This is a genomic window from Hutsoniella sourekii ATCC 700629 (assembly GCF_000518205.1).
In the GTDB taxonomy this organism is placed as follows: Bacteria; Bacillota; Bacilli; order Lactobacillales; family Aerococcaceae; genus Hutsoniella; species Hutsoniella sourekii.
Genome location: NZ_JADD01000023.1, coordinates 25,955 through 39,606, shown reverse-complemented (window position 1 = coordinate 39,606; position 13,652 = coordinate 25,955). Strand labels below are relative to the sequence as shown.

The 13,652-nt window shown below is 39.5% G+C and carries 15 protein-coding genes; 14 read left to right on the top strand and 1 reads right to left on the bottom strand.

From position 1 onward, the window contains the following. Positions 1 to 120: 120 nt before the first annotated feature. Positions 121 to 447 (bottom strand): hypothetical protein, encoded by a 327-nt coding sequence (locus tag T408_RS0106500; RefSeq protein ID WP_028119231.1) that lies wholly within the window; start codon positions 445 to 447, stop codon positions 121 to 123. Positions 448 to 664: 217 nt separating this feature from the next. Here T408_RS0106500 and T408_RS0106495 point away from each other — a divergent pair, with 217 nt between their 5' ends. From T408_RS0106495 to fmt, 14 genes are all read left to right on the top strand, one after another. Beyond that, positions 665 to 988, top strand: coding sequence for a hypothetical protein (locus T408_RS0106495; protein ID WP_028119230.1), 324 nt, complete (start codon positions 665 to 667; stop codon positions 986 to 988). Between the two features lie 4 nt (positions 989 to 992). Continuing rightward, positions 993 to 1,715 carry a V-type ATP synthase subunit I domain-containing protein gene (locus tag T408_RS0106490; protein ID WP_211230832.1) on the top strand — a complete coding sequence of 241 codons (723 nt, stop codon included), beginning with the start codon at positions 993 to 995 and terminating at the stop codon, positions 1,713 to 1,715. After that, positions 1,652 to 2,968, top strand: coding sequence for a V-type ATP synthase subunit I (locus T408_RS0106485; RefSeq protein WP_084543957.1), 1,317 nt, complete (start codon positions 1,652 to 1,654; stop codon positions 2,966 to 2,968). Before T408_RS0106490 ends, T408_RS0106485 begins: the two co-directional genes overlap by 64 nt. A 12-nt stretch (positions 2,969 to 2,980) precedes the next feature. Beyond that, a complete protein-coding gene (locus tag T408_RS0106480) occupies positions 2,981 to 3,448 on the top strand; it encodes a V-type ATP synthase subunit K (RefSeq protein ID WP_035420313.1) in 468 nt (155 codons plus the stop codon). 38 nt (positions 3,449 to 3,486) lie between these two features. Then, positions 3,487 to 4,068: a V-type ATP synthase subunit E gene (locus tag T408_RS0106475; protein WP_028119226.1), complete on the top strand. Its 582-nt coding sequence runs from the start codon at positions 3,487 to 3,489 to the stop codon at positions 4,066 to 4,068. An 11-nt stretch (positions 4,069 to 4,079) separates the two neighbouring features. Beyond that, complete coding sequence (locus T408_RS0106470; RefSeq protein ID WP_035420311.1) at positions 4,080 to 5,093, top strand: V-type ATPase subunit; 1,014 nt, start codon at positions 4,080 to 4,082, stop codon at positions 5,091 to 5,093. Continuing rightward, positions 5,077 to 5,394, top strand: coding sequence for a V-type ATP synthase subunit F (locus T408_RS0106465; protein ID WP_028119224.1), 318 nt, complete (start codon positions 5,077 to 5,079; stop codon positions 5,392 to 5,394). Before T408_RS0106470 ends, T408_RS0106465 begins: the two co-directional genes overlap by 17 nt. 17 nt (positions 5,395 to 5,411) lie before the next feature. Then, positions 5,412 to 7,205, top strand: a complete 1,794-nt coding sequence (locus tag T408_RS0106460; protein WP_028119223.1) for a V-type ATP synthase subunit A — start codon at positions 5,412 to 5,414, stop codon at positions 7,203 to 7,205. Beyond that, positions 7,192 to 8,574, top strand: coding sequence for a V-type ATP synthase subunit B (locus T408_RS0106455; protein WP_028119222.1), 1,383 nt, complete (start codon positions 7,192 to 7,194; stop codon positions 8,572 to 8,574). Before T408_RS0106460 ends, T408_RS0106455 begins: the two co-directional genes overlap by 14 nt. Positions 8,575 to 8,579: 5 nt before the next feature. Next, complete coding sequence (locus tag T408_RS0106450) at positions 8,580 to 9,206, top strand: V-type ATP synthase subunit D (protein ID WP_028119221.1); 627 nt, start codon at positions 8,580 to 8,582, stop codon at positions 9,204 to 9,206. Between the two features lie 145 nt (positions 9,207 to 9,351). Then, positions 9,352 to 9,984 carry a guanylate kinase gene (gene gmk, locus T408_RS0106445; protein WP_028119220.1) on the top strand — a complete coding sequence of 211 codons (633 nt, stop codon included), beginning with the start codon at positions 9,352 to 9,354 and terminating at the stop codon, positions 9,982 to 9,984. Positions 9,985 to 9,986: 2 nt separating this feature from the next. Next, positions 9,987 to 10,184, top strand: a complete 198-nt coding sequence (rpoZ, locus tag T408_RS0106440; RefSeq protein ID WP_028119219.1) for a DNA-directed RNA polymerase subunit omega — start codon at positions 9,987 to 9,989, stop codon at positions 10,182 to 10,184. Between the two features lie 91 nt (positions 10,185 to 10,275). Next, the gene (gene priA / locus T408_RS0106435; protein WP_028119218.1) at positions 10,276 to 12,675 is read left to right on the top strand and encodes a primosomal protein N'; all 2,400 of its coding nucleotides are present in this window, start codon (positions 10,276 to 10,278) and stop codon (positions 12,673 to 12,675) included. 23 nt (positions 12,676 to 12,698) lie between these two features. Continuing rightward, positions 12,699 to 13,649, top strand: coding sequence for a methionyl-tRNA formyltransferase (gene fmt, locus T408_RS0106430; protein ID WP_028119217.1), 951 nt, complete (start codon positions 12,699 to 12,701; stop codon positions 13,647 to 13,649). Positions 13,650 to 13,652 lie beyond the last annotated feature (3 nt).

Here is a 13,652-nt window from a genome sequence, read left to right as displayed (position 1 = left end):
GAGTGGCCTATCTCCAGTTGATTACCGAAAACAGGACACTCAATACGTTGCCTAAGTATTCAATTATAAACTCCAACTTTTGGGGGTCACATCAACTGTCAAAGGCAGTTTTCAGCTTTTTTATGCAGAAACTTTGATGATTTGGTCGAGGTAGACCAAGAGATGGTGCCCCAAGTGGCAATCTTCAAGGACCACACGTTGATCTGCTTGGATTGGAGATTTAACATAACATTCTACAGACTTTTGACAAATAATTTGTTGTCGATTGTAGTATTCATAGAGGACAATAATAGGCTCTTGATTTATATAATGTTGGTTGAGTCTATCCCTCACTTGTTTTAGCGGTTGGATAAGGGGGATGACTGGATCTTCATGGATAATAAAAGGATTGAATAGACGGCTTAACGATGACTTGACAGTTTGTTTGGATTGAATAGGTAGTTCCATAATTTCCCTCCTTCTAGTCGAACTGATGTTCTGATAACATTATACGAACACTTGTTCTGAAAGTCAAGCTTAGACTTTATTATATGAGTCATCAATATATTTAGTGATCAATAATATCTTATAAATTGAGATTGATAACCTAAGAAAGCCTTATGGCTTCAAATATAGGCTATATCTGTTATAATGAAAGGGAACATAAATTTTAGGAGGGAATTCTATGGCCAAAAATACGCTACAAATTGTTAAGGGAATCGAAGATGAAGCGAAAAAAATTCAAAAGCAGTATGAATCGCAGATTCAAGCTTTAGCCCAGGAAGAAGAAAAAAGATTACAAGACGATGAAGCTAAGTTTGATCTTGAAACTGAAAAGTTAGAAAAACAGCTAACCAATCAATTGCAGACTGAGAAAGACCAACTTGAAAAAGAAGTTGAAGATACATTAAGCTTGCACCATAACCGAAGCCAAGAAGTCTTGGATAGTCGCAAAGAAGCCCTAGTGGGTCAGATTATTGAGAAAGTGGTGAAAATGTATGGCGATTAGCCCCATGAAGCGCCTTGCCATTCTAGCACCTATTAACGAGTTAGATGAGCTATTGGTAGCTGTGCAAGGGTTAGAGCAACTGGAAATTATTGATTTACAGGAAATTGAAAAATGGGACGAATTACCAGCTGAAACAAGTGAATTATTAAATGAACTACAAAAAGATGAGATTCATCCACATAAAGATCAAGGCTTAGTAGATGAATTAAATCATCGACTGCATGGGATTGAACGGGCAATTGAAACAATTGAAGATTACCTTCCTAGCCCGTCTTTTTGGCAGAAAATGAAGACTGGTAAGAAAACAGTGACCTATGACCAGATTGAGCACCTTGGAGAACGAGTCGACGACCAAGCTTTAGTGGATCGAATCCATCAAGACATCCTTAGACTAGACGAATTAGAGGATTTAATTGACCAAAGGCGTAGTCAATACGATGAATTATATCCTTGGCGTGATTTGCAAGTGACCCCTAATGAACTTCGTAAATTCCAATACGTCCGTGGGGTGATTGGAAGTATTCCCTCTACGAATGATGATCATTTCTTTAATTTCTTGAAAGAGGACGATGATTTAGAGTATGAAGTCGTCTATATTGATGAGCATAACTACGGCGTTATAGTCTTCATTAAGGGTGAAGCTCACCAGTATGCTATGAATGAATTGAAAAAAATCAATTCACTCCTTTCACCTATAGTTATCAGGAATTACCTCAAGAACGCCTAAAAATCTATCAAAAAGAAATTGAAAATTTCAAGGTCGAATATCAAGAAATCTTTAAGCGTTTAGAAAGTTCGCGAGAAGAATTAGACCAGTTGAAGCTTGCCTATGAATATGTATCCAACTTAAATAAACGCGAGCAAATCAAGCTGCTTCTTGGATATTCCAAGCATTTGATTTCAATTCAAGGTTGGATTGAAGCAGACCAAGCTCAAGACTTTATCGCTCAGATTCGCAATAACTTTAGTCAGAATGTCATTATTGCCGCTAACGAATTAACGGAAGTCGAAGCCAAGTATGCACCAACTAAATTAAGGAACAATTGGTTAGTGCGACCATTTGAAATGATTACCAACATGTATGGGGTGCCGAACTATCAAGAAATTGATCCGACACCTTTTGTTATGCCTTTCTATTCCTTATTTTTTGGTATGATGATTGGAGACCTTGGTTATGGCTTGTTAATCATGCTAGCAACTTTGATCCCTATCTTGACCTTCAACCTATCTGAATCCACCAAGCAAGTTCTTAAATTAGCGAATACGCTCGGTTGGTCAGCCATCTTATGGGGAATTATTTATGGGTCATTTTTTGGGATTACCTTGCCTCAAATTCAGATTATTAATCTGGAAGGACAGGTTATGGAAGTGATGATGCTATCTTTAGCAATCGGTGTTTTACATATGCTGATTGCCTTTGCTCTAAATACTTATTTACATTTTAGGAACAAGGCATATGCACTAGGTTTTGCAGAGGGTCTCGGTTGGATTGTGATTATTCTCGGTCTATTGATTTATGGACTGGGTCAATTTGTTCCGATGCTAGCTCCAATAGCCGGTGTGGGTGGATGGTTCGCCTTGTTTAGTTTAGCGGGAATATTTGTCGCTCATATTATCGAAACAGGGAGTATTTCTGGCTTGGGTAAGGGCCTTCTATCTTTAATTGATGGAGTGTCTTATTTTGGAGACGTGATTTCTTATTCCAGATTAATGGCTCTCGGCCTGTCTGGAGTTAGTATTGGAGCGGCTTTCAATCTAATCGTTGGTCAACTTCCACCAGTAGCTCGATTTAGTATCGGTATTTTGATCTTTTTAGGGCTACATTTATTTAACTTATTTTTATCTTTTCTTACCGGCGCAGTGCATGCTTTGCGGTTAATATTTGTAGAATTTTTTGGGAAATTTTACTCAGGCAATGGTCACTTGTTTGAACCCTTCGCCTCAGAAGAGAAATATGTCGAAATAAAAAAATCAAAATAAAGGAGAATCTTAATGGGAAATTTTATGCATGATTATGGTGGACTGATGTTTGCCACAATTGGAGTCTTTTTAGCGGTAGGATTGAATGGTGTGGCATCTGGTTTAGGAGTAGGGCGTGTCGGTCAAACTGCAGCTGCCTTATTGAAAGAAGAACCAGAAAAATTTGCTCAAGCGTTGATTTTGCAATTGATGCCAGCTTCTCAAGGTCTTTACGGTTTTGTAATCGGTTTTGTTATAATGCAACAAATCCAAGTTGGAATGGAATTAATTAAGGGAGTCAATTTATTAATCGCTGCTTTGCCGATAGCCCTAGTTGGTTATTTTACGGCGAGAGCTCAAGCTGATGTGGCTATTTCAGGTATGGGTATCTTAGCCAAGAGACCTGAAAACAACACTTACGGAATTATCCTATCCTCAATGGTAGAAATGTATGCTATTTTAGCTTTTGTAATTTCTTTCTTATTGATTCAAATTGTCTAAACTTAGCGTTATAATTAAGCAATAAAGGATGTGGGATAATGAGTGAATATAATCAATTAAAAGATTCTGTGTTGGATCAAGCAGATCGTCGCGGACAGGTCCGGCTAAAGCAAGCACAGGATAAAGCAGAAAATGATTACCAAGAAAAAAGAAAGCAATTATTAGCTAGGAAAGAAGAAGAGCGACGCCAACTATTAGGGCAGATCCAAGCTGATTTTGACCGGCAGTTGCAACAATTACAAAATAAGAAGCGCCAAGCTTCTCTTGCGAGTAAACAAGAACTTTTGGATGTACTGTTTACTGAGGCAGTTCAGTCAATGAATAGTATGTCTTCTGATTCCCAACTTAAATTTATTTATCAAGTCTTAAATAAATTCAAAGAGTTTCCTATTAGTGTAACCTTTGGTCAGTATACGAAGGATCTTTTAAGCCAAGAAGCTTTAGACCATCTCAAGATCAATTTCCCTAATTTAAACTTAATTGATGATGTGATTAAACACATGGGAGGGTTTATTGTTAGCCAAGACCGAGTCGATTATAATTATATTTATGAAAATATGATTGCAGATGCACGTCAAAAACTTGCTAGTCAACTCAGCCAATCAATATTTAGTGAATAGGAGAGGATATTATGTCGCATGATTTCTCGCAGATTAATACGACGATCTCCATTCATGAAACTAGCTTTCTGACTATTGATGATTTTAAAGACTTGCTTGATAGTCCTAGTGAGCAACAATCTCTTAGAATTCTTGAAGATACGAATTACTTTTTTCGGCCGGAAGATTTGAGAACTCCTCAAGCTATTGAAGGACGGTTGATGAATCAGCTTGCGGATGAATACAAATGGATATATGAAGAGACACCCTGCCAAGAGGTAGTGGATATATTTGGATCGAGCTACTTATTTCATAATTTGAAATTATTTTCGAAGATGCTAGTGACTGATAAGGATTTGGATGAGCTGTTAATTCCCATTGGACCCTATCCTTTAAATGAATTACATCACTTAGCTCAGACACAAGAGTCAGATATTGTTGATAAGACAATTACTGATAATATCCGTGAAATTTGGCGTGAGTTTCAAGGTTACCAAGATACTGAAGTGTTTGATGTCGGCTTGGATATGGCCTACTTTGATTATTTAAGGGTAATCGCTGAAAGATTAGATCTAGCCATCATCAGCCAGTTAGTTGAAGCCATAATAGGTTTCTATAATATAACCACCGGTCTTCGAGCGGTTCAACAAGATAAACCCAATAGCTTCATGTATGAAATGATGTCAGATAAGGCTGATTTATCAATTGAAGAGTTTATTGATCTAGTCCGTGAGAATCAGGTTTTATCTTGGTTTAAAGGTGCCAATCAATTACCATTTAACCATGGACTTCAAACCTTTGAACAGAGACTCAGTCAAGGAAAAATTGATTTATCTGAGATAGAAAATGGACAAGACTTTTATATCCATCAATTATTGACAGAAAATCGATTTCAAACGGATGGTCCGATACCGATATTACGTTATCTATTTGGAAAAGAGATGGAAGTGAAAAATTTAAGATTGATCCTAGTGGGTCGCTTAAATGACTTGAAAGAAGAACAAATAATAGAAAGGATGCGTCCTGTCTATGGCCAAACAGTATAAGATTGCAGTAGTAGGCAATCGTGATGCAATATTACCCTTTAGGGTAATAGGATTTGATATCTTTGCGGTCACTAGTGCTGAGGAAGCACGCGAAACCATGAGAGATCTTGGTCGGGGAGATTATGGTATTATTTACTTAACAGAAGACATTGCAGAGTTGATACCCGAAGTGGTACGATACTACGACACAAGAGTCACTCCTGCTGTTATTTTAATCCCAACCCATCGAGGTCAAATGGGAATTGGTATGAAGAGAATTCAAGATAATGTCGAAAAAGCAGTGGGTGCTAATATATTGTGATTGAGGGAGGTAGTCAATTGAAACAAGGAAAAATTATTAAAGTTTCTGGACCTTTAATTCAAGCGTCTGGAATGGAAGAAGCAAAAGTTCAAGATATTTGTTATGTGGGCGAGCTCGGCCTGATTGGTGAAATCATTCAAATGAAAAATGATGTAGCAGCCATTCAAGTATACGAGGAAACATCAGGAATTGGTCTGGGTGAGCCAGTTGAATCCACTGGCAGTCCCTTATCAGTTGAATTAGGGCCAGGCTTAATGTCACAAATGTTTGATGGTATTCAACGTCCTCTTAATAAATTTATGGAGATTACTCAAACAGACTATCTAGAAAGAGGCGTTAAGGTTCCTGTTTTAGATAGTGAGAAAAAATGGCACTTTGAAGCTACAAAAGCTGTAGGAGAATATGTAAAAGCGGGAGATATTGTCGGTTATGTTGACGAAACTAAAGTTGTCCAACACCGAATTATGGTCCCTTACGGCCATGAAGGCCGTTTGATTCAAATTGAATCCGGTTCTTATACGATTCAAGATACGGTCTATGTACTTGAAGATAATAAAGGAAATCGATTCCAGGGTAGCTTGGTTCAAAAATGGCCCGTCCGTAAGGGTCGCCCCTATGCAGAAAAATTTGCACCTAGTGAGCCTTTAGTAACTGGACAGCGGGTCATTGATACCTTCTTCCCGGTTACTAAGGGGGGAGCTGCAGCAATACCTGGGCCATTTGGAGCAGGGAAGACGGTCATTCAACACCAAATTGCTAAATTCTCTAACGTTGACATTGTTATCTATGTCGGTTGTGGTGAACGTGGTAATGAAATGACGGAAGTTTTGGATGAATTCCCTAACTTAATCGACCCTAATACTGGCGAATCACTAATGGATAGAACGATATTAATTGCTAATACATCTAACATGCCAGTGGCTGCCCGTGAAGCTTCTATTTATACGGGGATCACGATTGCTGAATATTTTAGAGATATGGGTTACTCAGTCGCTATTATGGCCGATTCAACTTCTCGTTGGGCCGAGGCTCTACGTGAAATGTCTGGTCGTTTGGAAGAAATGCCTGGTGACGAAGGTTATCCAGCTTACTTAGGTAGCCGTTTGGCTGAATATTATGAACGGGCTGGTTTTGTTAGACCTTTAGGATCCGATGAAGAGCGCCGTGGATCTGTAACTGCTATTTCTGCCGTATCGCCTCCAGGTGGGGACACCTCAGAACCCGTTACGCAAAACACACTAAGAGTGGTTCGCGTATTCTGGGGCTTGAGTGCGCCTTTAGCCCAGCGTCGTCACTTCCCGGCCATTGATTGGTTGGAATCTTATTCCCTCTTCTCGGATGAAGTCAGTTCTTATATGTCCGATCAATATCAAGTAGATTGGTCGAATCGTGTTCAAGAAGCCATGGACATTCTTCAAAAGGAAGATGAATTAGAGGAAATCGTTCGTCTAGTCGGGGAAGAATCCTTATCTGATCGCGACCGGATAACTATGAATACTGCTAGAATGCTGAGAGAAGATTACTTGCAACAAAATGCTTATGATGATGTGGATGAATATACTCCCTTTAATAAGCAATTAGCAATGCTAGATAATATTCTATACTTTGACCACAAAGCTCAAGAGGCCATTGAATATGGTGCCTATTTAGATGAAGTCTTTAATGGCACAGTTGAATTACGCGACCGTATTGCTAGAAGTAAGTTTGTCCCAACTGAAAATGTAGGGCAAATCGAAGCGTTGAAGCGTGAGATTGATTTAACACTCAAGAATGTGTTACAAGCTGGAGGTGAAGAATTTGGCAATAATTAAAGAATACCGCTCTGCCTTTCAAGTTGATGGCCCTCTAATGATGGTAGAAGGTGTCAGTGAGGCTAAGTACAATGAATTAGTTGAAGTGGAATTACAAGATGGTGAGAAGCGCCAAGGTAAGGTGCTAGAAATTTCTGGCGATATCGCTACCGTCCAACTTTTCGAAGGATCCTCAGGAGTTAACTTACAATCTACTAAAGTTCGTTTCACTGGTCGTCCACAACATTTACCGGTATCAGAAGACATGGTTGGTCGGATCTTTAATGGGATGGGTAAGGTTATTGATGGAGGACCAGAAATTCTACCTGAAAAAGAGTTGGATATTGAAGGAGAAGCTATTAATCCAGTGGCCCGTGAATATCCCGATGAATTTATTCAAACGGGTATATCAACTATTGACCACTTGAATACGCTTGTTCGTGGTCAAAAACTACCTATTTTCTCTGGATCTGGCCTTCCTCATCAACAACTAGCAGCTCAAATTGCTAGACAAGCGCAAGTATTGAATTCAGACGAGAATTTTGCAGTTGTTTTTGCGGCAATGGGGGTTACCTTCCAAGAGGCTGACTTCTTTATGAAGGATCTGAGAGATTCTGGTGCCCTTGACCGTTCGGTCTTGTTTATTAATTTAGCGGATGATCCATCCATTGAGCGACTTGCAACTCCTAAAATTGCTCTAACTACCGCAGAGTATTTAGCCTTTGAGAAGGGTATGCATGTGCTAGTTATTATGACGGACATGACTAACTACTGTGAGGCATTACGTGAGGTTTCAGCTGCCAGACGTGAAGTGCCGGGACGAAGAGGCTATCCAGGATACTTATATACTGACTTGGCCACTTTATATGAGCGCGCCGGTAGAATCGAGGGTAAAGAAGGGTCAGTGACTCAGCTTCCTATTCTTACGATGCCAGAAGATGATATTACTCACCCAATTCCTGACTTAACAGGTTATATTACCGAAGGGCAAATCATCCTGTCGCGCGAAATAGATGGCCACGGTTTTGAGCCACCGATTAATGTCCTACCTTCCTTGTCTCGTTTAAAAGATGACGGAATCGGAGAAGGAAAAACGCGTAAAGATCATGCAGCTACTATGAACCAAGTCTTTGCTGCCTATGCTACCGGTAAGGAAGCTAAGGAATTATCAGCAGTACTAGGGGAATCAGCCTTGTCAGATACAGATAAGAAGTATTTAGAATTTGCTGACCGATTTGAAAAGGAATATGTCAACCAAGGCTTTACGACAAATCGTTCCATTGATGAATCAATTGATCTAGCTTGGGAACTATTGGATATCTTACCGAGAACAGAGTTAAAACGTATTAAGGATGATATGATTGATGAATTCCTTCCTGGTAAGGAGTGATAAGATTGGCTAAATTAAATGTGAAGCCTACTCGTGGTGAATTAACACGCCTGAAGTCTCAGCTGTCGCTGGCAACGAGAGGGCATAAACTTCTTAAGGATAAGCAAGATGAATTGATGCGTCAATTTATTGATCTGATCCGAAAAAATAATGAAAAGCGTCAAGAAGTTGAAGGTCAATTAGTCGAAGCTATGCAAAATTTTGTACTGGCTAAGTCTTTAGAAAATAGCCAACAAGTTGAGGAAATGTTTGCTATCCCATCAAAAAAAGTGAATCTAAGAATCGAACAAAATAATATCATGAGTGTTCGAGTTCCCCAAATGTTTACAGACATTGATGAGATGGGCAATGATAGCGATGTGGAGTATAGCTTTGTAGCTTCTAATAGCGGAATGGACGACTCCATCCAAGCGATTGAGCAGTCTTTAGATGATCTATTAGAGTTGGCTGAAATTGAAAAAACTTGTCAATTAATGGCTGATGAAATAGAGAAAACACGTCGTCGGGTTAATGCGTTGGAGTATCGAACGATTCCTGATTTAAAAGAGACCATTCATTTTATCGAGATGAAGCTTGAAGAAGCTGAGCGTTCTGCTATCACTCGCATGATGAAAATTAAAGACATGAAATAATAAGGAAGCCAGCTTGTCTGGCTTTTTTAATTATTCTTAGGCAATATTTAAGTCTATCTAATATTAGGATAAGAAAGAAGCTTTGCCTTCACGTATATTTATGCTATTATTAAGGGTACAAATAACATTAAGCAGGAGGTTGAAAATGTCACAATCAAGAGGATTGCTAGTCGTTTTATCTGGCCCATCGGGTGTTGGTAAGGGAACAGTAAGAGCGGCTATATTTGAAGAAAACAAGTATAATTATGTTTATTCAATCTCTGCTACAACTCGCAAGATGCGTGACGGCGAAGTAGATGGTGTTGACTATTTTTTTATTAGTCGCGAAGAATTCGAAAACTTAATTCAGGAAGATGCGCTGTTGGAACATGCGGAATATGTGGGAAACTATTATGGTACGCCCATAAAAAAAATCCAAGAAAATTTGGAGGCCGGCCATGATGTTTTCTTAGAAATTGAAGTCCAAGGAGCGCTTAAGGTCAAAGAGCGAATGCCTGAAGGGGTATTCATCTTTCTAGCTCCCCCTAACTTAACGGAATTAGAGTCAAGAATCTGTGGGCGAGGTACTGAGGATGAGGCAATTATTTTTGAACGGATGCAAAAAGCCCGCGAAGAAATCGAAATGATGCAATATTATGATTATGTCGTGGTCAATGAAGAAGTAGACCAAGCAGTTGATCAAGTGAATGCGATTATTCAAAGTGAGCATTTAAAGGTTGACCGGGTTGTTGACCAAATTCAAAGACAAATCCATGACTATTTTCAGAAAGGGGAATAACAATGTTACTCTATCCATCCATTGATAAATTAAATGAAAAGATTCCATCAACCTATAGTTTAATAATTCTAGCTTCCAAGAGAGCTCATGAGATGCAAATGTTTGACGATCATCAATTGGAATCCTATAAATCTGTTAAGCCTGTTGGGCAGGCATTGGAAGAAGTGGTTGCTGACAAGCTGACCATTCGCGAAAAATAATCAATCATTTATTATGAGATTAACCTTATTCTACAATCAAGATAAGTCTTGCTGATTAGAATAAGGTTTTTTATTATGAGGGGGTGAACCAGTGATTGCTCAAGTAATTGTAGATATTCCGTCTGCACAGCTTAACCGAACCTTCGATTATTTGGTCCCTGAAGAATGGCAGGAAGCCATTGAATTAGGAATGAGAGTGGAAGTTAACTTTGGTCGTAGAGTTCTCATGGGTATCGTCGTTGGCCTCAGTGACCAGACTGATTTTGCAGGCCAATTGAAGCCACTTGTATCGATCTTAGACTATCGATCTTATTTGAATCAGGAGCTTATTGATCTCAGTTTTTACCTAAAAGATGATTTGCATGCCTTTCAAATATCTATTCTTCAGGCTATGCTCCCATCACTCTTAAAAGTTAAATATGAAACTACCGTTAAGATTAATGATATTGACGCATTCTGTCAGCTACTACCTGATTGGAATCGGGAAAAATTAACGGTTGAGCGAAGTGATTTAGAAAAGCGACTCAATCCCAAGCAAATAAAAAAATTAGCTGATCAAGGGATTATCGATTTTAAATTTAGTCTACAAGATCAGAAGACCATCAAAACAGAAGCTTATTTATTTAAAAAATCACACCTAAATTATCAAGAATTGCTGGAAAGTTTAAATAAACAAAGCAAGAAACAGGCCCTCTTACTATCAATCATGATGGATGTGGATCAGTCGCTTTCATATAAAAGGTTAGAAGAAGAAGGAATTAGCCGACCTGTGATCAAAGCAACGATAGATAAGGGCTGGTTTGACCGTGTAGACCAAGAGGTTTACCGAGATCCTTTAAAAGATCTAAGCTTTGAACCAAGTTTACCAAAAGCCTTGACCCATGAGCAAAGCTTGGCTTATCAAGCGATTGCGCCAGCGATTAGAGAAGGACTTGATAAAACCTTTCTCATTGAAGGTGTTACCGGGAGTGGCAAAACAGAAGTTTACTTGCAATTAATGGATCTAGCAATAAAAGATGGGAAAACAGCCTTATTACTAGTACCAGAAATAGCCTTGACTCCTCAAATGGTTGAGAGAGTCGTTTCCCGCTTTGGTAGCCAAGTAGCGGTCCTTCATTCAGCTTTAACGACAACTGAAAAATTTGATGAATGGCAGCGAATTATTAAACAAGAGGCTAAAGTCGTGGTTGGGGCTCGATCTTCAATCTTTGCTCCACTTGAAAATTTAGGTCTGATTATCATTGACGAAGAGCATGAGACGAGCTATAAGCAATCAGATAATCCACGATATCATGCTAGAGATGTTGCTAAATGGCGAAGTGGTTATAATCAGATTCCCCTAGTTTTGGGAAGTGCGACCCCTAGTCTGGAGTCAAGAGCCCGCGCACAAGTAGGTAACTACCAATTAATTCCACTTCCCAATCGAATTAATGGCAAGACATTACCTCCTATTGAAATTATTGATATGACCGAACAGTCAAGAAATAACATTAATCAGGAGTTTTCGCTCCAACTCCTTGACAAAATTCAAGAAAGGTTGGAAGTTAAACAGCAAATCGTTCTCATGTTGAATCGACGTGGCTATGCTGCTTATCTCTTGTGTCGGGAGTGTGGGTATGTTGTCCAATGTCCAAATTGTGATATTTCCTTGACTTATCATAAAAGTCAGCATCGAATGAAGTGTCATTACTGTAATCACGAAGAGTCGGTACCATCGGTATGTCCGAAGTGTCAGAGTCCACATATACGAACCCAAGGGCTGGGTACGCAAAAGATTGCCGAAAGTCTTGAGGAATTATTTCCACATGCTCGCGTCATACGGATGGATAACGATACCACCCAAAAGAGAGGCTCTCATCAGCAACTACTCGATCAATTTGGCCGAGGTGGGGCGGATATATTGTTGGGAACCCAAATGATAGCTAAGGGGCTAGATTTTGAAAATGTAACCTTAGTTGGGGTTATCAATGCTGATACCAGCTTAAATATTCCAGATTTTCGTGCCAGTGAGCGAACTTTTCAATTATTAACACAAGTCAGCGGTCGAGCTGGGCGAGGTGAATTAGCTGGCGAAGTAATTATCCAAACCTATAATCCGGATCATTATGTCATTAGACTAGCCCAGAAACATGACTATGAGAATTTTTTCTTCCAGGAAATGAAACGTCGACATTTAGCTAAATATCCTCCCTATTATTTTACCAGTTTGATCTCGGTAGTCGGTAAAAACCAAGGACAGGCCTTTAGGCGGGCCCATGAGATCAAAAGCCAATTAAGTAAGACTCCTTGGCAAGGGGAGGTCATTATCTTAGGGCCTAGTCCGGGTCCAATTGCTAGAATCAATCAGCGTTACCACTATCAAATATTTTTAAAATATAAAGATCGACAGGAATTAAATCAGATCCTCACGCATCTCTTAGAGGCTAGTCAAGAGGATGCTCGTCGCGGCCTCTATGTGAGTATTGACCATGAACCTCAAATATTTATTTAATCGACCTAGGAAAGGAATCAATTATGGCAAAAATAATTTTTATGGGAACCCCCGACTTTGCGAAGACTATTTTGCAGGGGCTCCTTGAAAGTGAACACCAAATTGTTGCAGTTGTCACTCAACCCGATCGCCCAGTGGGACGTAAGCGCAAGCTAACGTTCTCTCCAGTCAAAGATCTAGCCTTAGAATACGATCTACCAGTTTACCAACCAGAAAAAATTAGTGGATCGATTGAAGCAAAAGAGTTATTAGAATTGAAAGCTGACCTTATAATCACGGCTGCCTATGGCCAGTTTGTGCCTAAGAGTTTATTAGAAGCGCCGAAGTATGGAGCCATTAATGTACATGCTTCTCTTCTTCCTAAGTATCGGGGGGGCGCACCAATTCATTATGCAATTTGGCAAGGCGAACAAGAAACGGGCATTTCAATCATTTACATGACTAGTAAGATGGATGCAGGGGATATTCTCGCGCAAGCAAGACTGTCTATTCATGATGATGACGATACTGGTAGCCTGTTTATTAAACTTGCAGACTTAGGGAAAGACTTATTAATGGAAACCCTGCCTGCACTAATAGAAGGTAAGATTCAAGCCCAAGCTCAGGATGAGGAATTGGTGACCTTTTCACCAACGATCAATCGTGAGCAAGAACAATTAGATTGGCAGCAAGATGCCCAGCAAATTGATCGACATATTCGTGCCTTTAGCCCCTTCCCATCTACTTATACTTGGTTAGACAAAAAACGCGTCAAGATCTGGAAAGCTAAGCCAATTGTTTATTCAGGCGAGCAAGCAGAAGTGGGAACCATTGTTGGAGCGGGCGAAGATTATTTTGTCGTTCAAGCAGGAGCAGATACTTATCTAGCCGTTTACGAGTGGCAGCCAGCTGGCAAGAAGCGTATTAAATTAAAAGATTATTTTAATGGACGCTCGGCTGATGAGTTGATCGGTCAAACTTTTGAAACTAGGTAAAAT